The following is a 19,321-nucleotide window of genomic DNA, read 5'->3' as shown; positions in this document are numbered from 1 at the left end:
CTTGATTTCTCGTTTTGTTCGCCTACTCGACGCCGCCCAACGACCACCGCGTCACCCGTCGAGGGTGACGCGACCCGAGACGACGGAGTACCTTTTTGCTCGCTATTTTGATTGCGCACACGGTCGCGGCCGTGCTCGCTCCGCTTCTGGTTCGCTGGTGGGGCCGTAACGCATTCTTCCCACTCGCGCTCGTTCCGCTCGTCAGTCTGGTCTGGGTCGTCGCGAACTGGAACACCGAACAGTTCCTCAGCATCGAGTGGGCCCCCGGCCTGTCGATGAACGTCGACATGCGCTTCGACTCACTGGCCGCGATCATGTCGGTGCTGGTCCTCGGGATCGGCGCGCTCATTCTGCTCTACTGCGCCCGCTATTTCGAGGACGACGAGCCGCGCCTCGGCATCTTCGCCGCCGAGATGGTCGCGTTCTCCGGTGCCATGTTCGGTCTCATCACCAGCGACAACATGCTGGTCCTGTACACCTTCTGGGAAATCACGACCGTCCTGTCGTTCCTGCTGGTCGGCCACTACGCCGAACGTGCCTCGTCACGCCGTGCCGCGACGCAGGCCCTCTTAGTCACCACCGCCGGTGGCCTCGCGATGCTCGTCGGCATCATCGTCCTGGGTCAGGTCGCCGGCAGCTACAACCTGTCCGACGTCGTCGCCGACGCCCCGTCGGGATGGCTGCCCGGCGTCGCGATCGTCCTGATCCTGATCGGTGCATTGTCGAAATCGGCCATCGTTCCGATGCACTTCTGGCTGCCGGGCGCGATGGCGGCACCGACGCCCGTCAGTGGCTATCTGCATGCCGCGGCCATGGTCAAGGCCGGTATCTATCTCGTCGCACGGATGGCGCCCGGCTTCGCCGACTCCGGGCCGTGGCGCGCCACGGTCATCTCGCTCGGACTGCTGTCGATGATCCTGGCCGGCTGGCGAGCGCTGCGCGCGTTCGACCTCAAACTGGTCCTCGCGTTCGGCACCGTCAGTCAGCTCGGATTTCTGATGGTCCTCGTCGGGATCGGTACCGAGAAGGCGATGCTGGCGGGTCTGACGATGGTCGTCGCGCACGCGATGTTCAAGGCCACGCTGTTCATGGTCGTCGGCATCATCGACCACACGACCGGCACCCGCGACATCCGTAAGCTCGCCCACCTCGGCAAGAAGGCCCCGTGGTTGGCCGTCATCGCCGCGTTGGCTGCCGCCAGCATGGCAGGTCTGCCGCCGTTCCTCGGATTCGTCGGCAAGGAAGCGGCGCTGTCCGCGGTGATCGAGACGCCGGTCCTGAACCCGACCGTCAGCGTGCTCGTCGTCACCGGCCTGGTCGTCGGTTCCATCCTCACCGTGACCTACAGCATCCGCTTCGTGTGGGGAGCGTTCGGCCGCAAGCAGCTCAAGCGACCGAGCCCGGCCGTCAAGAACATGCACGCGCCGACGGCCCTCTTCATGGCGGCGCCTGCATTCCTCGCGGTGCTCGGTCTGGTGTCGGGCATCTTCTCGCCGGTCGTCGACACCCTTGTCAGCCCGTACGCGCGCACGCTCGACGCATACGGCCAGGCGTCGTACCACCTGTCGCTGTGGCACGGATTCAACCTGCCGCTGGGTCTGACGGTCATCGTCGTGGTCGGTGGTGTGTCCCTCTTCATCGCGCACCGCATGGTCAACCGCCTGAAGTTCGAGCACCCGCCACTCGGCAACGCCGACCGCGTCTACGACTCGGTTCTGAAGTCGATGGACACCATCTCGCTCCGACTGACCGGCACCACGCAGCGCGGTTCGCTTCCTCTGACGCAGGGAACCATCCTGCTCACGCTGGTTCTGCTGCCGATGCTGCTGCTCGCCTTCGGACGCGAACCGGGTCTGAACTTCGTCTGGTTCGACACTCCGCTGCAGGTCATCGTCTCGCTCATCATGATTTCCGGCGCCCTCGGCGCGACGGTGATGCGCAACCGTCTGGCCAGCGTCATCCTCGTCGGACTCACCGGTTACGGCTGCGGCGTCATCTTCGCCGTCCACGGCGCACCCGACCTGGCGCTGACGCAGTTCCTCGTCGAGACGCTGACGCTCGTCGTCTTCGTGCTCGTGCTGCGCAAGCTGCCCGCCGAGGTCGACGACCGTGGCTCGGCCGGTTCACGCCTCCCGCGGGCGGCGCTGGCCATCGCCGTCGGCGTCACCGTCACCGTTCTCGGCGCGTTCGCGATGAACGCGCGCAGCGCGGAGCCGATCTCGCTGCAACTCCCCGACGCGGCCTACTACCTCGGCGACGGCAAGAACATCGTCAACGTGCTGCTGGTCGACATTCGTGCGTGGGACACCCTCGGCGAGATCTCGGTGCTCCTCGTCGCTGCGACCGGCGTCGCGAGCCTCGTGTTCCGCAACCGTCGCTTCGGCAGCGCACCGCGGGTGTCCGACGCCCCGGCCACGCAGTCCGACGGCGGCGTCGGCACCGATACGACGTGGCTGCTCGGCGGCGACCTGATCGATCCGCGGCATCGCTCGCTGATCCTCGAGGTCACGACGCGTCTGATCTTCCCGACGATCATGGTGCTGTCGGTGTACTTCTTCTTCTCCGGTCACAACGCGCCGGGAGGCGGATTCGCGGGCGGCCTGACGGCAGGTCTCGCCCTCGTTCTCCGTTACCTCGCCGGTGGTCGGTACGAACTCGGCGAAGCAGTTCCGATCGACGCGGGCAAGATTCTCGGCCTCGGTCTGATCTTCGCGTCGGGAACGGCGATCGCGTCGATGTTCCTGGGCGCGCCCGCATTGTCGTCGGCGACGATCGAGCTGACGCTGCCGGTGCTCGGTGACATCAAGTTGGTCACCGCGCTGTTCTTCGACCTCGGCGTGTACCTCATCGTGGTCGGTCTCGTACTCGACGTACTCCGAAGTCTCGGTGCACGTCTCGATGCACAGGTGGAGATGCAGAGCCAGGTGAACGCCCGATGATCGCGAACCTCGGAATGCTGATCGTCGTCGGCATCCTCGTCGCGACGGGGGTGTACCTGCTTCTGGAACGCTCGATCACCAAGATGCTGCTCGGACTTCTGTTGTTCGGCAACGGAATCAACATCCTCCTGCTGACGGTGGGAGGCCCGACGGGTACCCCGCCGATCGTCGGGCGCACGACGTCGATTCACGACACGATGGCAGATCCGTTGGCGCAGGCCATGATTCTGACCGCAATCGTCATCACGATGGGTATCGCGGCGTTCGTCCTGGCGCTCGCGTATCGCTCCTTCACGCTCAACACGAAGGACGACGTCGAGAACGACCCCGAGGACACCAAGGTCTCCAAGCGCCGGTCGATGGCCGAGATGCCCGACCGCGACCGGTCCGACGACCCCGTCACCGGCGAGCCGAGTTTCGGCGGCGACGCGTTCGACTCCGACGGCAACCCGATTCCGATCGAGGACCTCAAGAACCTCGAGGATCTCGAATGCTACGAGGATCTGCACGACGGTGACTTCGACGACGACGACGACGAACCCGAGATGAAAGGCCTCGACGGAATCGACAGCGCAGAAGAAGACCGAACCGCAGAACGCAGCGGTCAGAAGACGAAGCGGAAGAAGGGAGGCGCGAAATGACCATCCCCGTCGGCGCCATCTCCGCCCTCACTCCCCTGCCCGTCCTCATCCCGCTCTTCGCCGCCGCACTGACTCTGATCGCGGGTCGTCGTCCGCGGGTGCAACGGTTCATCACCGTCGTCGCGCTGACGGCCGTCGTCGTCGTGTCCGCCCTGCTGCTCTTCCTGGCCGACCGCGACGGCACGTTCGCGCTACAGGTCGGTGGCTGGGAGTCGCCGATCGGCATCTCGCTCGTCGTCGATCGCCTGTCGGCGTTGATGCTTCTGGTCAGCGCGATCGTGCTGCTGGCCGTCATGGTCTACTCGATCGGTCAGGGTATTCGCGACGGCAACGAGAACCAGCCCGTCTCGATCTTCCTGCCGACTTATCTCGCACTGAGCGCGGGCGTCTGCAACGCGTTCCTCGCCGGTGACCTCTTCAACCTGTTCGTCGGATTCGAAGTCCTGCTGGCCGCGTCGTTCGTGCTGCTGACTCTCGGTGCGAGCGCCGACCGCGTGCGAGCCGGTGTCTCGTACGTCATGGTGTCGATGGTGTCGTCGCTGATCTTCCTGTTCGGCATCGCACTGGTCTACGCGGCGACGGGCACGCTGAATCTCGCACACATGGCCACCCGCCTCGACGACGTGCCGTCGGGTACGAAAACGGCGATCTTCGCGGTTCTTCTCGTCGCATTCGGTATCAAGGCCGCGGTCTTCCCTCTGTCGACGTGGCTTCCCGACTCCTACCCCACGGCACCTGCCCCGGTGACCGCGGTGTTCGCCGGTTTGCTCACCAAGGTGGGTGTGTACGCGATCATTCGCGCGCACACGCTGCTCTTCCCGGACGGCAGCCTCGACAACGTGCTGATGGTGTGTGGCCTGTTGACGATGCTGGTCGGCATCTTCGGTTCCATTGCGCAGAGCGACATCAAACGACTGCTGTCCTTCACGCTCGTCAGCCACATCGGCTACATGGTGTTCGGTGTCGCGTTGTCGACGCAGTCGGGTCTGTCCGGTGCGATCTACTACGTCGCCCACCACATCATCGTGCAGACGACGCTGTTCCTGGTGGTCGGTCTGATCGAACGGCAGGCCGGATCGTCGTCGCTGCGACGCCTCGGCAGTCTCGCTGCCGCGAGTCCCGTTCTCGCGATCATCTTCCTGATCCCGGCGCTCAACCTCGGCGGCATTCCGCCGTTCTCCGGGTTCATCGGCAAGGTGGCGCTCCTGCAGGCCGGTAGCGCGCAGGGCAGCGTCCTCGCGTGGATTCTCGTCGCAGGCGGCACGGTGACCAGCCTGCTCACGCTCTACGTCATGGCCCGCGTCTGGACGAAGGCGTTCTGGCGTGCGCGTGCGGATGCTCCGGAGGGCGACCTGGCCGACAACAGCCCGTCGGTGCTGCTCGACGATTCGAGCGACATCCAGCTCGCCGACCGGGAGGACGTGGGCCGCATGCCCGCGTTCATGCTGATCCCGACGATCGGGCTCGTCGCGGTCGGGCTGGCGTTGACGGTGTTCGCCGGTCGCATCATCGACATCAGCGATCGTGCGGCCGCGGACCTACGCGATCGCTCGGTGTACATCGACGCGGTGCGAGGCGCCGAGTTCCTCGGGGACAAGACGATGGATCAGGTCGCGGGAGAAGAGGCAGGCCGATGACATTCCTCAACCGCTTCGTACTGCTTCGACTGTGGATCCTCGCGTGGCTGACGGCCGTCTGGGTGTTGTTGTGGGGCAACGTCAGTCCCGCGAACATCCTCGGCGGCATCGCCGTCGGAGTCCTCATCATGGTGCTGCTGCCGCTGCCGAAGGTTCCGGTCGAGGGTCGCGTCCACGTGTGGTCCCTGATCAAGCTCACCGCGTGGTTCTTCTACTACGCCGCCGAGTCGAGTGTGAACGTCGCATGGCTCGCGGTGCGGCCGAAGGCGCCCCCGGTCACCGGCGTGCTGCGGTGCCGTATCGCGATCAAGTCGGACCTCGTGCTGACTCTGTTCGTCGACGCGATGAATCTGGTGCCGGGAACGATGGTGCTCGAGATCGACCAGACCCGCAGGTTGCTGTACGTTCACGTCCTCGACATGGGCAGCCAGAAGGCCGTCGACTCGTTCTACGCGTACGTACGACATCTGGAGAAGCTCTTCATCGCCGGTTTCGAGCGTGACTCCGACTGGAAGCCGAGTCCGCTGCACTTCCAGGAGTACGAGCGCTACCACGGCGTTCTCGGCGACGACGTGACGACGTACCGCGAAGGCCGAGACGACAAGAAGACCGACGACGAGCGAAAGGGGAACTGGTCGTGACGATCGTTCTCGCCATCGCCGGCATCCTGCTGGTCGCGGCCGCCGTCGTCACGGCGTACCGCCTGCTCGACGGCCCGAGCACCCTCGACCGACTCGTCGCGATGGACACCATCCTCGCGGTGTCGATGTGCGGACTCGCGGTGTGGTCGGTCTACAGCAAGGACACGACGATCGTCCCCTCGATCGTCGCACTGTCGCTGGTCAGCTTCATCGGCTCGGTCAGCGTCGCACGATTCCGGGTGAGGGACGAATGAACATGTTGTTGGAAGTGATCTCGGCGATCCTGATTCTGCTCGGCGCGACGCTCGCGTTCACCGCTGCAGTCGGCATCGTCCGATTCCCGGACACACTGTCGCGCATGCACGCGGCGACCAAGCCTCAGGTCGTCGGCCTACTGCTCGTGCTGGCGGGTGCCGTCATCGAACTGCGGGGCAACGTCGACATCTGGATGCTCGTGCTCGTCGGCATCTTCACTCTCGTGACCGCACCTGTCATCGCGCACGTCGTCGGCCGCGTCGCCTACCGAGAACAGCGCGGACGCGACGGGCTGCTCATCGTCAACGAGATGGAGTCGGACGGAGACTAGGCCGGCCGCCCCACGTGGCCAGCGCCGTTCCCGGGGCGGCGAAGAACGTCGCGTAGAACATGCCGACGACGGCGCCCATCAGCACGAGGATCAGCGGACCGAACAGCTCGGGATAGTTGCCGAACTGCACGGCCAGGTAGCGGTAGCTCAGCAGAAGCACGACCATGATCATCGCCCCGAACGCAACGAGCCGCACCCGAGCGCGGTCCCAACCACGTTCCGGGTCGCGCAGGATCGACTCGAGCGTCAGACACAGTACGACGCCTGCAACGAGGTCGACGCCGTAGTGGTAGCCGAATCCGAGCGTCGCCGCGAGGGTGCAGACGAGCCATGCGGTTCCACCGAGCCGCAACCACCACGGGCCGCGTCGGGAATGCACGAAGAGCGCGAGTGCCCACGCGGTGTGCAGGCTCGGCATGCAGTTGCGCGGCGTCTCGCCGTCGAATCCGATGGCCGACGGGGTGCCGTCGAAAGGCACGACCGTCGGCCAGAAGTTGCCGAGTTGGAAGCCGTCGCCATCCGGACCGAACGCGAACACCGGACCGACCACGGGAAACAGAATGTAGAAGATCGGGCCGACGATGCCGATCAGCAGGAACGTGCGAACCAGATAGTGCGACGGCCACGCCCCGGTGGTCACGCCTCGGAGCTGGTAGATCGCGATCGCGATGGCGGCGACGGGCAGCTGGATGTAGACCCAGTGCAGCACCGCGTAGACACCGGGTCCGAGCTCGGCGAGTGCGCTGCCCACGAGCCACGACGGGTTGCCGAGCGCGTGATCGGCGAGCTGGGCGTATTCGTCGAGAACGTAGGGTCGCACGATCGTCGTGATCTGCAGCCACACGTCGCCGATCTTGGTCGCGAGGATCAGCAGACCCCCGAGGCACGCAGCTTTCAGTCCGCGCGGATCACGACGTGCGACGGCGTACAGCGCGAGACCGGTGAGCACGATGACGGCACCATTGCCGACCGAGAACGGCAGTCCCGCGTCGAGTCGTACGACGATCCCGACGAGATCGATGGCCACCGCGCTCGCCAACGCCCACACGCGCACGCGAGCCGCGACCCCGACCAACGCCAGAGCGAGCCCGCCCCACGGGACCGCCATCGATTTGGGGGTGCCGACGAAGTCGTTCACGATGCTCGGCAATGGACCGGAAAAACCGTAGCGCGACGCCACGAGTTGCAGCGACAACAACGACACCGCGACGACGGCAGCACCGATCGCGAAGGGACGCAGGGACCCCGACATCTGCGAGCCCGTGAGGGCGCGCTCTTCTCCCTGGAGCACGCCGTTCATAGTAAACGGTCGATGAACGGCGGATTACGACGAAACCGTCAGGCGTTCAGGTCCGTGACCAGCGACCGGACGACGGCCTTCAGGTCCCCGCCCGCGTCCGACGCGACGCGTCGCTGCCGCTGGTACGACGCGCCGAGACGGGGAATGTCGGCTACCGACGCCAGCTCGTCGGCGCACCCCAGGCGCTTGGCCGTCGGCGCCAACTTTTCGAGAAGGTCGTTCAGGTCGTCGGTGACCAGCCGCTCGTTGCTGTCGGCGTCGAGAATGATCTCGGCGTCGAGCCCGTATCGGGCGGCACGCCACTTGTTCTCCTGCACGTGCCACGGCGGGATGCTCGGAAGGTCTTCTCCCGCCTCGAGTCTGGTGTCGAGGTCGACGATCAGGCAGTGCGTCAGCGCGACGAGAGCGGCCAGCTCGCGCCTGGTGGACACACCGTCACAGACCCTGACCTCGATGGTTCCCCATTTCGGCGCCGGGCGAATGTCCCAGTGCATGCCACCGAGCTGTTCGATGACGCCGGTCTTCATCTGGTCCCGTACGAACCCTTCGAACTGACCCCAGTTCTCGAACTGGAACGGCAGACCGGCCGTCGGCAGCTGCTGGAACATCAGCGCCCTGTTGCTCGCGTATCCGGTGTCCGAACCCGCCCAGATCGGCGACGACGCGGACAACGCCAACAGGTGGGGATACTGCAGCAGCAGCGAATTGAGAATCGGGAAGACCTTGTGCGGAGACGAGACTCCGACGTGGACGTGCACACCCCAGATGAGCATCTGCCGACCCCACCACTGGGTACGTGCGATCAGCTCGTCGTAACTCGGCGAGCGCGTCAGCACCTGGGTCGACCATTCGGCGAACGGGTGCGTCCCCGCGCAGACCAAGTCGATTCCCAGCGGATCTGCCGCTCTCCGAACGAGATTCAGCGATTCGTCCAGATCGTCCATCGCTTCGCCGACGTTGTCACACACTCCGGTGACGAGTTCGACTGTGTTGCGGAGCAATTCCTTCGTGACCCGAGGCGTCTCGGCCCCGGCCAGCTCGGTGACACCGTCCATGACGGCGGCCGCCGAGTTGACCAGGTCCAGAGAGTCCTTGTCCACCAACGCTATTTCCCACTCGACTCCGAGAGTGGGGCGTGCCGAGCTGTTGAACGGAATCGCAGGTGGTGCGCCCGGCACGCTCGGAGAGTTCACCTACTGCAGAACTGCGCAGGCGGCGCGGCCGCCGGCGTCACCGGTCATCAACGTGTTCATGTCGGGAACCGCAGCGCCGTCGGGCAGCGTGTAGCGGGTCGGAATGTTCGCGAAGTTGTCGGCACCTTCGTGGATGATGACCGCGCGGCCACCGTCGGCACGCAGATCGTCGAGCGTGACGGCGTCGGTCGTCGTGACCAGGGTGCCGGTTCCGTCCTGTCCGATCTGCAGCGACGTCAGGTCACCGCTCGCGGGGTGCTCGGTGCGGCCGTCGACCTGAAGGTGACCGCCGGCGGACAGGAAGTTGCCCGGCTCTCCGCCTGTCGGAGCGGTCGAGTTCGGCTCGCACTTGCCGACGGTGTGGATGTGCAGGCCGTGGAAGCCGGGCGTCATGTTCTCGGCTTCGACGGTGACGACCAGATGGTCGCCCTCCTCGACGAAGGACACCGTGCCGACCGTGGTGCCCGACGCGTTCTCGAACTCCGCTTCGACGGTGCTCTCCGGATTGTCGGCAGCGACGCCGTGTCCGCTCGGATCCTCGTGTCCGGTCCACACCGGAGGAGTGGTTCCCGGAACGTCGGAGGGCGTCTCGGGGGCGCTGCAGGCAGTCAGGCCGAATGCCGCGACAGCGACGATCGGGGTAGCGAAACGCCAGGAGCGCATCTTCGATCGAGCTGTACTTGTCGGTGCCATGGGAGAAGCTCCTTCGTGGGGCCGGCGATACGGTTGCGTCGATCTTAACTATGCCCCGTAGTAGTAGCCGACCACGGGTTGTCAGCTGTTACTGCGTCACCATGACGATCACGCCGTCGCCGAATTCGCTGAGTGTCGCCGGGCGTGCTTGCGTGGTTGCGCCGAGTTGTTGGGCGATCTGCTGAGCCGCAGCCTGCTCGCCGGGGCCGGTTCCGTAGTAGACCGTCGTCGAGGGGATCTGAGAGGCGGCGTAGTTGCCGGTTTCGGCAATGGTCCAGCCGTCGGACGTCAGGGTTGCTGCGGTGTCGGCCGCCAGGCCGGACACGTCGCTGTTGTTGAGCACTCGCACATCGACATCGGCCGGGTCCACCGACGTCGTGGCCGACGCCGTCGCGGACGCCGACGTCGATCCAGCCGCAGAAGCCGACGTGGGGGCTGGCGCCGCTGCCGATGTGGGGGCCGCGGCCTGCTCGCTGGTCGTCGGTTCGGACGCTGTGTCGTCGCTGTCGTCCGAACCGGTCAAAGACAGTGCACCGATTGCCGCGAACAGAATCGCGAGCGAGATCAACACCATTGCCAGAGCGCGGAGCGGAGGACCGGACGATTCCGGGTTAGGACTGCTCACACCCGAAGACACTAGTTGATCGCAATCGCGGGCCTACGCACGTCAGATCTCGAAGCCGAGCCTGCGAGCCGCGCGGGCCTTCTGCCTACTTGCCCGCAGACGACGGAGTCGCTTGACCAACATCGGATCCGCGGCAAGAGCTTCCGGACGGTCGACGAGCGCGTTCAGCACCTGGTAGTAGCGGGTGGCGGACATCGAGAACAGTTCCTTGATGGCGTCTTCCTTCGCGCCCGCGTACTTCCACCACTGACGCTCGAAGGACAGGATGTCGTGCTCGCGACGGGTAAGGCCGTCGTCGCCCACCTCGTTGGGGTTCTTCGCATCGCCGGACTGCTGAGACTGGTTCGAGTCACGCGCTGCAGCGCCGTCCATCTCACTCCTCGACTTCTCGGACCCGCATCTGCGGAGTCGTTTCGCGGCCGAACATCCCGGCCCACTCGACCCGCACGAATTACACACGTGTGGTTCGCGATCATTCAACCACGCTGAGCACCGCCTACCGTGCGCGCGGCGCACGCGCGGCGCGTCGTACCCGGTTCACCGCGTGCACGGTCACGACCGGCCCGCCACTATTGTTGGTCAACATGGCAATTCTCCCCATCCGGATCGTCGGCGACCCGGTGCTGCACACCCCGACCGAAAAGGTCACCAAGACTCCCGCCGAACTCGCCGAACTCTTCGCGGACATGTACGAGACGCTCGACGCCGCGAACGGAGTCGGGCTTGCCGCGAACCAGGTCGGCGTACCGCTGAGACTGTTCATCTACGACTGCCCCGACCAGGGCCCGGACGGGAAGATGATCCGCCGGAAGGGCGAGGTCGTCAACCCGGTGCTGGAGACGTCGGCCATTCCCGAGACGATGCCCGATCCCGAGGACGACGACGAGGGCTGCCTCTCGGTTCCCGGCGAGCAGTTCCCGACGGGTCGTGCCGACTGGGCACGGGTCACGGGCACCGACGCCAAGGGCGATCCCGTCGACATCGAAGGCACCGGCTTCTTCGCGCGGATGCTGCAGCACGAGGTCGGCCACCTGGACGGATTCCTGTACGTCGACGTGCTCATCGGCCGCAACGCACGCGCGGCGAAGAAGGCGATCAAACGCGCCGGCTGGGGCAAGCCGGGACTGTCGTGGGTTCCGGGAACCGTCGAGGATCCCTTCGGTCACGAGGACTGAACCCGTGGGTCCACGGGTCGCGCTGCGCTACCTGCTGCCGTCCGGACAGAGTCACCCGATGACGGACGTCATCGGGGAACTCGTGGAGCACGACGAATCCGTCGTCGCGGTGCGGGCGTCGGACGGCCGGGTCGTGCGGGTGACGCCTGACCGCGTCGTCGCGTTGAAGGAGCTGGGCCCTCGACCGATTCGGACGTCGGAGATCAGGGGGCTCGAGCGGGCCGCAGCCGACGGGTGGCCGGGCGTCGAACAGGCGTGGATCGACGGATGGCTGCTGCGGGCCGGGCACGGTTTCACGGGCCGGGCGAACTCGGCGGTACCGGTCGAACCGTCGGCGTCGATGGAATCGCTTCCTCGGATAGTGCAGTGGTTCCACGCCCGCCTGCTGCCTCCGACGCTGCTGCTCCCGGACCGGCTCGGCGCGGTGCCGCCGGGATGGTCGACGCGCGACGAGACGCTCGTCATGGCGGCCGACATCTCGCAGGTGCCGCTTCCCACCGACTCGGTGTCGGTGATCGCGGATGCTCCCGGCGAGGACTGGCTCGGGTTGTATCGGTACCGCGGCCGCCGACTTCCGAGCCGCGCACTCGACGTCATCTCGTCGGTGCGGGACGGCGTGCTCGGCTTCGGCCGTATCGGCTCGGCGGCGAGCACGATGCTCGCCATCGGGCGGGCCGCGGTGACGGATGCTCCCGACGGCAGGCGCTGGGTCGGTCTGACGGCCGTCGAGGTGGCGCCCGCGCATCGACGCAACGGGCTCGGGACGCGGATGTGCGGCGAGCTCGTAGCGTGGGGGCGCGACCATGGTGCCACGCATGCCTACCTGCAGGTTTCCGCCGAGAACACCGGTGCGATCGCGATGTACCAGGGACTCGGATTTCTCGAGCATCACCGGTATCGGTACGCGGCTGCGCCACCCGTGCGCGCGAATGTATAGCGGGCTGCACATTCGCACGCACGGGTGCGAGCGCCTAAGGTGACGGCCGTGCGATTGGCTACCTGGAACGTGAACTCCGTCCGCTCTCGACAGGATCGGATCGTCGACTGGCTCGGCCGGTCCGACGTCGACGTGTTGGCGATGCAGGAAACCAAGTGCAAGGACGCGCAGTTCCCGTACGAGCGGTTCTCCGAGATCGGCTACGAGGTCGCGCACGTCGGGCTCAGCCAATGGAACGGCGTCGCGATCGCGTCGCGCATCGGTCTCGACGACGTGCGGATCGGCTTCGAGGATCAGCCCGGTTTCAGCAAGGATCCCGAGGTCGAGGCAGTCGTCGAGGCACGCGCCATCGGGGCCACGTGTGGCGGCGTTCAGGTGTGGAGCCTCTACGTCCCCAACGGTCGCGAACTCGCCGACCCGCACTACACCTACAAGCTCGAGTGGCTGGCCAAACTGCGCGCCGACGCCCAGGCCTGGGTCACCGCGGATCCCCAGGCGCAGATTGCCCTCGTCGGTGACTGGAACATCGCGCCCACCGACGACGACGTCTGGGATCCGGCCCTGTTCGAGGGCAAGACGCACACGTCGCAGGCCGAGCGCGACGCCTTCGAGGCATTCACCGAAGCCGGGTTCACCGAAGTCACGCGGCAATTCACGCCCGAACCGAAGACCTTCACCTACTGGGACTACACGCAGCTACGGTTCCCGAAGAAGCAGGGGCTGCGCATCGACATGGCGTTGACCTCGCCTGCGCTCGCGGCTCGCGTCAGCGGCGCCTTCATCGACCGCGAGGAACGCAAGGGCAAGGGCGCCAGCGATCACGCGCCGGTCGTCGTCGACATCTCCTGACGCGTCGGCGCCGAACGGACCGAGGGCGCCCCTGAGTCACTCCACGTGACCGAATGTCACCCTCGGTCCGGAAGCAGCCAATCACAGGTCACTCCGCCACGAGATCCAGGAACTCCGGATTCCGCGCGAGGTAGCGGCGGACGTACGTGCAGATGGGGACTATCCGCCATCCACGGTCTCGCGCAGTGTTCAGCGCGCCGCGCACGAGAACGCCTGCCCAGCCGCGGTCGCCGAACTCCTCTTTGACGACGGTGTGCATGAACGCCACCGCATCGTCGTCCGCGTCGCGATACCCGAGGATACCGACCAACTCGTCGCCGACGAACAGGTCGAAACGGTTGTGCGCGCAGTTGTCCTCGATACGCACTGCCGCGGCGACGGCCGCCTGCGACGTCAAGTCCATGTGATCCATGTCACTACTAGACCAGCAGCTCGACTTCTCGTCGACCGGACGTAGCGATTCGACGCCACGCCGAGTCGCAACCGTTACTTGTCGACAGGAACCATGAGGTCGGAGTACTCGGGATTCGCCGAGACGAATCGCTGCACGTACGTACAGACCGGCTTCACCTTCCAGCCGTAGGACCGCGCGTTGTCGAGCGAACGACGCACGAGGATCGCGGCGAGACCCTGATGCCCGAAATCTTCCGTGACGACGGTATGCATGAACGAGACGACACACGCGCGAGAACCGCGCTTTGCCGGACCTTCGAACTCGTAGAAGCCGACGATCCCTACCAGATCGCCGTTGAGCCTGAGTTCGAAACGGTTTTGATCCCTGTTTATGGAAACGTCAGCGCTGGGACTGCTCGCAAGCACGGGTCACCTCCTTTACCGAGGGTGATGTGTGTTGAATTCGTCGTGACCAATATGTGACCTGCACCACTATTAAACAGTGCACCGAGTGCCTTGTCACCCGTTTGTAGGAACAAACCTTCGGTGCCGTAGGTCCGCAACATAGATGCAACGTTCGGGCTGGTAACGCTCATAGCGGTTCACCATCGGCATTGTGATGCAACAACATTCATGCCGACGCATGCATCTGTCGTAGACGGTGAGACCGCGGCCGGTACTGTTTTCACTCGTGAAGTTCCTACCGCTGACCCCCCACGGCGCGACGCCCGTCCGCGCGCTCACGATCGCTGGAACGGACTCGGGCGGAGGCGCGGGAATCCAGGCGGACAGCCGCACGATGGCCATGTGCGGCGTCCATGCGTGCGTCGCCGTCGCCGCGGTGACGGTGCAGAACACGGTCGGCGTCAGCGGCTTCCACGAGATTCCTCCGACGGTCGTCGCCGATCAAATCCGGACCGTCGTGGGCGACATCGGCGTCGGCGCTGCGAAGACGGGAATGCTGGCGTCGTCGGCCATCATCGAAGCAGTGACCGCGACGTGCACCGAGGTCGGCATCGGCAACGCCGGCTCGATCCCGCTCGTCGTCGACCCGGTGTGCGCGTCGATGCACGGCGATCCCCTACTGCACGAAGAAGCCCTCGACGCCGTTCGGCACACCCTCTTCCCGATCGCGACCATCGTGACGCCCAACCTCGACGAAGTCCGATTGATCACCGGCATCGAGGTGGTCGACGACGCGTCGGCCCATCGTGCGGCGGAGGCCTTGCATGCGCTGGGTGCGCGGTATGCCCTCGTGAAGGGCGGACATCTGCGCACGTCCGAGCAGAGCACCGACATCTTGTTCGACGGCAACGAGTTCCTCGAGTTCACGAGCCCGCGCATCGACACCGGAAACGATCACGGTGGCGGCGACACTCTCGCTGCGGCGATCGCGAGCGCGCTGGCCAACGGTTACTCGATTCCCGACGCCGTCGCGTTCGGCAAGGAGTGGGTCACCCGCTGCCTGGCCGCGTCGTACGACCTGGGCGCGGGCCACGGCCCGGTGTCACCGCTCTGGCGTCTGCACGAGTCGCAGGATTCGTAGGTCCTCGGGTACGCCGTTCAGCTTCGGCGCGAAGAATCCGCGACGGTAGGGCCGCGCGGTCAGGCCGAGGTCGTCGAGCGTGCCGGGCGGCATGCTGTCGAGCGATCGCTGCGAGATCATCAGATTGCCGTTGCCGCCGGTCTCCATGACGCGGGAGGCGATCGTGACGTCGACGCCGAGCCAGTCCGATCCGATCTGCCGCGGATTTCCGGTGTGAATGCCTGCCCGCATGATCGGTGTGTAGCCGTCGACGTCGACGTAGGTCAGCGCCCTCCGGGCAGCCGCGACGGCGTACAGCGCTTTCTCGGGTCGATAGAAGACGGCCATCAAACCATCGCCCATCCGCTTCACGACGCGGCCCTGATGGGTTTCGATCGCCGGCTCGATCGCCTTCGACACCTGCCTCAGCAGCGTCAGCGTGTCGCTGTCCCCTGCGACGAGCGACCACGACGAGAACCCGACGAGGTCGGTGAACACGATGGTGACGTCGTGCTCCCCGCGACCTCGACCTGCTCGTTCGAGGAGAGCCTGCCACAGCTGAAGCGCACCGAGCCCGACCTCACGGGATGCACCGGGCTCGTCGTCCAGAAACCGATCGGCGACGCGTGCGACGGCGAGCGCCGAGCCCGGACCCGCCATCGACAGCGGGTCCCCGAACGACGGGTCCCCGGGCAGCACGTTCCGGATTCGTCGCACCGCGTCGACGATCACGGGACTGCGATCGACCGCGCGAACCCGGTCGATCGTCGACGTCCAGTACGAAGGCACGGATTCGAGCGTAACCGACGGTCACATGTACTTCACTCCCCCGAACGCGCCTCCGTGCGTGCGGCACCGACGGGAACGCCGTCCGGACCCTCGACGGATTGGGCGTAGGTGCCGATACCGAACGCCACTGCGGACGCGTTCTCGGCGAGCGCGGCGCGGTCGACGTTGGCGAGGGTGTCCTCGGCGGTGTGGTAGTTCTGGTCGAACGTCTCGTCGGCCGTACCGCCCCACTTCGCGGCTTGTTCCGGAGTCTTCTTCTCGTCCGCGCCGCTGAACACTCCGCCTGCCGGAATGCCGACCTCGATGAACGGGCCGTAATCCGATCGGCCGTCGAAGTCGGTGCCGTCGGCGGCGATGCCCTCCTGCTCGAGACGCTGCAGGAAGACCCGCTCGATGGCGTCGGAGCCGGGTGGTCCGGCGGGCGCGCCGACCTGGTCCGAGTCGTCACCGTCGTAGGCGAGGTAGCCGGCGTTGTGCGAGCCGATCATGTCGAAGTTGAGGTACAGCGCGATGTTCTGCTTGTCCTCGTCGCTGAGACCCTCGACGTACTTCGTGGATCCGACGAGACCCAGTTCTTCCGCGCCCCAGAACGTGAATCGCACGGCGTTGGTGACGTCGGGTTCGCTGCCCATCCGCAGCGCCGACTCGAGAACCGCAGCGGTTCCGGATCCGTTGTCGTTGATGCCGGGGCCTTCCGGCACGCTGTCGAGGTGCGCGCCCGCGACGACGACGTTCGCCGTGTCCCCGGTCTTCGTCTGCGCAATGATGTTGCGGCTCTTGGTCGTGGTCGTCTCGGTGTCGAGCGTCAACGTCAGCTCGGGTGCCGACGCGACCGCCGCGCCGTCCTCCTGCCCGACGCCGCCGGCAGGGATGCGCGCGATGTCCGAACCGCCGAGCGTCGCGCCGTCGAGCGGACCCGGTTCGTTGTTGACCACGACGATCGCCGACGCACCGAGATCGGCTGCGACAGTCTGCTTCTGGCCGAACGGACAGACGCCACGATCGACCACGACGACGGCGCCCTTGGGATCGAGGCCGTCGTAATCCGTTGCCTCGCAACCGGGTGAGTCGTCCTTGGGTGCGGCGACGACTCGGGCCGTCACACCGCCGTCCGGCGTCGAGGGTGAGTACTGCAACGCGCTCACCGGGATCTCCTGCCCGCCTGCCGACAGCGTCTGCGTCGTCGCCTCGAATTGGTCGAACTCGAATTCCGGTGTCTCCACTTCGAATCCAGCGGATTCCAACTGGTCGACGACGTAGTCGACGCTCGCGTCGTAACCCGGCGTGCCCGCGGCTCGATTCCCGTTGTTGTCGACGGCAATTCGTTCGAGCTGTTCGAGGTGCGCCACCACTGCGTCACCGGTGACGGCGTCGGCCAGACCTGGACCGTCCGGCGTCGCGACCGGGGTGGGTGCAGAACTGGCCGGTGGTTCGTCCCCCGAGGAGGACGAACAACCGGCCAGTACGAGTGCTCCGACTGCGACGCTTGCGAGAAGGGTCATCCGCTGCATGGATGCACCCTAGCCGCAACCTACGTCACGCGTCTCGGCGATTGGTCACGAACAGTGCGGCGCCGAAGACGATCGCGGTGAACGCGATGAAGTAGATAAGGCTTCCCCACGGTCCCCAGTGATAGTCGACTCCGCCGGCCTGGCCGAGGAAATGATTCGCGTTCCCGAAGGGGAGAAAGGGCTGAATTGCGCGGCCGAACGATCCGAACAGTCCGAAGAGCGACTCCACGAGCAGCGGCCACAGAAGAAGCAGCGCGATGGCTCCCGCCGACTGACGAAGCAGCGCACCGACACCGACGGCGACGAACACCTGCAGGAACGCGAGGATCGCGGTTCCGTAGATGACCCGCCACGTTCCGTCGACGTCGAAGCTCAACAACGCACCGGCGTCGGGACCTGCGACGGCCTTGCCGACGTAGAACGCCAGAATGCCGAGCACGAAGGACAGGACGAATCCGAACACACCGATCAACGACGCCTTCGCGACGAGCACCGAGGCACGGTTCGGAATGGCCTGGAACGTCGTGCGAATGATGCCGAAGCGGTACTCGCTGGTGACCGTCAGCGCCGCAAGGATCATGAGAACCATGACTCCCATACCGCCGACGCCGCTACCGACTACCTCGAACACGGTGGGCAGGTACGGGTCGAAGTCGGGCGTGTTACCGCTTGTCACCTCGTTCTCGTAGGACTGCATGCCGAGTTTGGCGGCGAGTCCGACGAAGAACGCCAGGCCGAGTCCGAGCACGATGATGGCGACGGTGCACCACCACGGCGATTTCGTCGACGTGATCTTGATGCGTTCTGCTGCAAGAACTCCCATTACAGTGCACCTCCCATGGCGTCGGTACCTTCACCGTGATACTGGACGTCTTGTCCGGTGAGCTTCATGAACGCCTCTTCCAAAGATCCTCGCTGCGAGGACAATTCGTGTAGAACGATGCCGTTTCGGCCGGCGATGTCTCCGATGGCGTCGGTCGTCGAATTCGTGACGACGAGCGACGGCTGCAGCTCGCCCTTGTCCGCAGGTTCGCGCACCGTCAGTCCGGCGGACGTCAGTGCACTGCGGAGAGCATCGAGCTGCGGGCTTCGGACGCGTACCGACGCCTCGGACGCATGATTGATGAAGTCCTGGACCGACGTGTCCGCCACCAGACGTCCGCGGCCGATGACGACGAGATGCTCTGCGGTCTGGGCCATCTCGGACAGCAGGTGACTCGACACGAGGACGGTACGTCCCTCGGCGGCAAGGCGCTGCATGAACTTTCGGATCCAGACGATGCCCTCGGGGTCGAGACCGTTGACCGGCTCGTCGAACAACAGGACCTTCGGGTCACCGAGCAGTGCGCCGGCGAGACCGAGCCGCTGCGACATGCCGAGCGAGAAGCCGCCTGCGTTCTTCTTCGCGACCTCGGAGAGACCGACGAGCCGCAGCACTTCCTCGACGCGCGACTTCGGGATGCCGTTCGACGCGGCCATCCACTCGAGATGCGCGCGGGCCGAACGATTGGGGTGCACCCACTTGGCGTCGAGAAGTGCTCCGACGGTACGCAGTGGCTGCGTGAGTTGGTTGTAGGGCTTGCCCTCGATGAGGGCCGTGCCGCTGGTCGGGCGGTCCAATCCGAGGATCATCCGCATGGTCGTCGACTTGCCAGCCCCGTTGGGGCCGAGAAAGCCTGTCACGATGCCCGGCTTCACCGTGAAGGTCAGATCGTCGACCGCTTTGGTGGCACCGTACTGCTTGGTCAGTCCCGTTACTTCGATCATGCGGACCACTGTCCCTCATGCGGGCCTGACCGCGCATCGGTCTGGGGTCGCGATGTATGTCATCCTTTCGGATGATGGCGGCTCCTACGTGCGTGCGAATGTATAGCCCGCTATACATTC

General features: G+C 65.7%; 21 protein-coding genes. 10 read left to right on the top strand and 11 right to left on the bottom strand.

The annotated features are described in order from the left end of the window. Window positions 1-95: 95 nt before the first annotated feature. The 6 genes from A3K89_RS04025 to mnhG are packed head-to-tail and all read left to right on the top strand — an operon-like array spanning window position 96 to window position 6,444. Window positions 96-2,939, top strand: coding sequence for a Na+/H+ antiporter subunit A (locus tag A3K89_RS04025; RefSeq protein WP_068422110.1), 2,844 nt, complete (start codon window positions 96-98; stop codon window positions 2,937-2,939). Then, window positions 2,936-3,580, top strand: a complete 645-nt coding sequence (locus A3K89_RS04020; protein ID WP_068422107.1) for a Na(+)/H(+) antiporter subunit C — start codon at window positions 2,936-2,938, stop codon at window positions 3,578-3,580. The genes A3K89_RS04025 and A3K89_RS04020 overlap by 4 nt, the downstream gene beginning before the upstream one ends. Further along, a complete protein-coding gene (locus A3K89_RS04015) occupies window positions 3,577-5,217 on the top strand; it encodes a Na+/H+ antiporter subunit D (protein WP_068422105.1) in 1,641 nt (546 codons plus the stop codon). Before A3K89_RS04020 ends, A3K89_RS04015 begins: the two co-directional genes overlap by 4 nt. Continuing rightward, entirely contained in the window at window positions 5,214-5,858 is a 645-nt protein-coding gene (locus A3K89_RS04010) for a Na+/H+ antiporter subunit E (RefSeq protein WP_068422102.1), read from the top strand. The genes A3K89_RS04015 and A3K89_RS04010 overlap by 4 nt, the downstream gene beginning before the upstream one ends. After that, the gene (locus A3K89_RS04005) at window positions 5,855-6,112 is read left to right on the top strand and encodes a monovalent cation/H+ antiporter complex subunit F (protein WP_068422099.1); all 258 of its coding nucleotides are present in this window, start codon (window positions 5,855-5,857) and stop codon (window positions 6,110-6,112) included. The genes A3K89_RS04010 and A3K89_RS04005 overlap by 4 nt, the downstream gene beginning before the upstream one ends. Beyond that, the gene (gene mnhG, locus A3K89_RS04000; RefSeq protein ID WP_068422096.1) at window positions 6,109-6,444 is read left to right on the top strand and encodes a monovalent cation/H(+) antiporter subunit G; all 336 of its coding nucleotides are present in this window, start codon (window positions 6,109-6,111) and stop codon (window positions 6,442-6,444) included. The genes A3K89_RS04005 and mnhG overlap by 4 nt, the downstream gene beginning before the upstream one ends. Here the strand turns inward: mnhG and A3K89_RS03995 are convergent. The 5 genes from A3K89_RS03995 to A3K89_RS03975 form a co-directional block, all read right to left on the bottom strand. Continuing rightward, window positions 6,416-7,696 carry a phosphatase PAP2 family protein gene (locus A3K89_RS03995; protein WP_240931388.1) on the bottom strand — a complete coding sequence of 427 codons (1,281 nt, stop codon included), beginning with the start codon at window positions 7,694-7,696 and terminating at the stop codon, window positions 6,416-6,418. The genes mnhG and A3K89_RS03995 overlap by 29 nt on opposite strands. Before the next feature lie 86 nt (window positions 7,697-7,782). After that, window positions 7,783-8,922, bottom strand: a complete 1,140-nt coding sequence (locus A3K89_RS03990; protein ID WP_254303399.1) for a glutamate--cysteine ligase — start codon at window positions 8,920-8,922, stop codon at window positions 7,783-7,785. 15 nt (window positions 8,923-8,937) lie between these two features. Then, on the bottom strand, window positions 8,938-9,630 hold the full coding sequence (sodC, locus tag A3K89_RS03985; protein ID WP_068422090.1) for a superoxide dismutase[Cu-Zn]: 693 nt from the start codon (window positions 9,628-9,630) through the stop codon (window positions 8,938-8,940). A gap of 88 nt (window positions 9,631-9,718) precedes the next feature. Then, window positions 9,719-10,255: a LytR C-terminal domain-containing protein gene (locus A3K89_RS03980; protein WP_174551357.1), complete on the bottom strand. Its 537-nt coding sequence runs from the start codon at window positions 10,253-10,255 to the stop codon at window positions 9,719-9,721. Between the two features lie 42 nt (window positions 10,256-10,297). After that, entirely contained in the window at window positions 10,298-10,627 is a 330-nt protein-coding gene (locus A3K89_RS03975) for a DUF3263 domain-containing protein (protein ID WP_068422084.1), read from the bottom strand. A 212-nt stretch (window positions 10,628-10,839) separates the two neighbouring features. Between A3K89_RS03975 and A3K89_RS03970 the strand changes: the two genes are divergently transcribed. From A3K89_RS03970 to A3K89_RS03960, 3 genes are read left to right on the top strand one after another with little or no spacing between them, the layout of a single operon-like run. Beyond that, window positions 10,840-11,430 (top strand): peptide deformylase, encoded by a 591-nt coding sequence (locus A3K89_RS03970; protein WP_068422291.1) that lies wholly within the window; start codon window positions 10,840-10,842, stop codon window positions 11,428-11,430. 4 nt (window positions 11,431-11,434) lie between these two features. Continuing rightward, window positions 11,435-12,367: an N-acetylglutamate synthase, CG3035 family gene (locus A3K89_RS03965; protein WP_068422081.1), complete on the top strand. Its 933-nt coding sequence runs from the start codon at window positions 11,435-11,437 to the stop codon at window positions 12,365-12,367. Window positions 12,368-12,415: 48 nt separating this feature from the next. After that, on the top strand, window positions 12,416-13,216 hold the full coding sequence (locus A3K89_RS03960) for an exodeoxyribonuclease III (RefSeq protein ID WP_068422281.1): 801 nt from the start codon (window positions 12,416-12,418) through the stop codon (window positions 13,214-13,216). Between the two features lie 88 nt (window positions 13,217-13,304). Here the strand turns inward: A3K89_RS03960 and A3K89_RS03955 are convergent, their stop codons facing one another. After that, on the bottom strand, window positions 13,305-13,628 hold the full coding sequence (locus A3K89_RS03955) for a GNAT family N-acetyltransferase (RefSeq protein WP_068422078.1): 324 nt from the start codon (window positions 13,626-13,628) through the stop codon (window positions 13,305-13,307). A 74-nt stretch (window positions 13,629-13,702) separates the two neighbouring features. Further along, window positions 13,703-14,035 (bottom strand): GNAT family N-acetyltransferase, encoded by a 333-nt coding sequence (locus A3K89_RS03950; protein ID WP_068422076.1) that lies wholly within the window; start codon window positions 14,033-14,035, stop codon window positions 13,703-13,705. Between the two features lie 265 nt (window positions 14,036-14,300). On the opposite strand from A3K89_RS03950, the gene thiD reads away from it, so the two are divergent. After that, the gene (thiD, locus tag A3K89_RS03945; protein WP_068422075.1) at window positions 14,301-15,155 is read left to right on the top strand and encodes a bifunctional hydroxymethylpyrimidine kinase/phosphomethylpyrimidine kinase; all 855 of its coding nucleotides are present in this window, start codon (window positions 14,301-14,303) and stop codon (window positions 15,153-15,155) included. Here the strand turns inward: thiD and A3K89_RS03940 are convergent. The 4 genes from A3K89_RS03940 to A3K89_RS03925 are packed head-to-tail and all read right to left on the bottom strand — an operon-like array spanning window position 15,117 to window position 19,201. Next, a complete protein-coding gene (locus tag A3K89_RS03940) occupies window positions 15,117-15,923 on the bottom strand; it encodes an adenylate/guanylate cyclase domain-containing protein (protein WP_068422074.1) in 807 nt (268 codons plus the stop codon). The genes thiD and A3K89_RS03940 overlap by 39 nt on opposite strands. A 32-nt stretch (window positions 15,924-15,955) precedes the next feature. Beyond that, entirely contained in the window at window positions 15,956-17,434 is a 1,479-nt protein-coding gene (locus A3K89_RS03935; protein ID WP_068422066.1) for a M28 family peptidase, read from the bottom strand. 25 nt (window positions 17,435-17,459) lie between these two features. Then, window positions 17,460-18,257, bottom strand: coding sequence for an ABC transporter permease (locus tag A3K89_RS03930; RefSeq protein ID WP_068422063.1), 798 nt, complete (start codon window positions 18,255-18,257; stop codon window positions 17,460-17,462). Next, on the bottom strand, window positions 18,257-19,201 hold the full coding sequence (locus A3K89_RS03925; RefSeq protein ID WP_068422278.1) for an ABC transporter ATP-binding protein: 945 nt from the start codon (window positions 19,199-19,201) through the stop codon (window positions 18,257-18,259). Before A3K89_RS03925 ends, A3K89_RS03930 begins: the two co-directional genes overlap by 1 nt. Window positions 19,202-19,321: the final 120 nt, after the last annotated feature.

Origin of the sequence: Rhodococcoides kyotonense, from assembly GCF_001645385.1 — a bacterium.
Classification (GTDB): Bacteria; Actinomycetota; Actinomycetes; order Mycobacteriales; family Mycobacteriaceae; genus Rhodococcoides; species Rhodococcoides kyotonensis_B.
Note: the sequence above shows the minus strand (reverse complement) of the source record. Positions and strands in the feature narration are given on the sequence as shown.

What these genes read in the sequence shown, in the direction of transcription:
- A3K89_RS03925 (WP_068422278.1), bottom strand. Translation starts at nt 19,201, where the DNA reads ATGATCGAAGTAACGGGACTGACCAAGCAGTACGGTGCCACCAAAGCG.
- A3K89_RS03930 (WP_068422063.1), bottom strand. Translation starts at nt 18,257, where the DNA reads ATGGGAGTTCTTGCAGCAGAACGCATCAAGATCACGTCGACGAAATCG.
- A3K89_RS04020 (WP_068422107.1), top strand. Translation starts at nt 2,936, where the DNA reads ATGATCGCGAACCTCGGAATGCTGATCGTCGTCGGCATCCTCGTCGCG.
- sodC (WP_068422090.1), bottom strand. Translation starts at nt 9,630, where the DNA reads ATGGCACCGACAAGTACAGCTCGATCGAAGATGCGCTCCTGGCGTTTC.
- mnhG (WP_068422096.1), top strand. Translation starts at nt 6,109, where the DNA reads ATGAACATGTTGTTGGAAGTGATCTCGGCGATCCTGATTCTGCTCGGC.
- A3K89_RS03935 (WP_068422066.1), bottom strand. Translation starts at nt 17,434, where the DNA reads ATGCAGCGGATGACCCTTCTCGCAAGCGTCGCAGTCGGAGCACTCGTA.
- A3K89_RS03955 (WP_068422078.1), bottom strand. Translation starts at nt 13,628, where the DNA reads ATGGATCACATGGACTTGACGTCGCAGGCGGCCGTCGCCGCGGCAGTG.
- A3K89_RS03970 (WP_068422291.1), top strand. Translation starts at nt 10,840, where the DNA reads ATGGCAATTCTCCCCATCCGGATCGTCGGCGACCCGGTGCTGCACACC.
- A3K89_RS04010 (WP_068422102.1), top strand. Translation starts at nt 5,214, where the DNA reads ATGACATTCCTCAACCGCTTCGTACTGCTTCGACTGTGGATCCTCGCG.
- A3K89_RS04015 (WP_068422105.1), top strand. Translation starts at nt 3,577, where the DNA reads ATGACCATCCCCGTCGGCGCCATCTCCGCCCTCACTCCCCTGCCCGTC.
- A3K89_RS03975 (WP_068422084.1), bottom strand. Translation starts at nt 10,627, where the DNA reads ATGGACGGCGCTGCAGCGCGTGACTCGAACCAGTCTCAGCAGTCCGGC.
- A3K89_RS03995 (WP_240931388.1), bottom strand. Translation starts at nt 7,696, where the DNA reads ATGTCGGGGTCCCTGCGTCCCTTCGCGATCGGTGCTGCCGTCGTCGCG.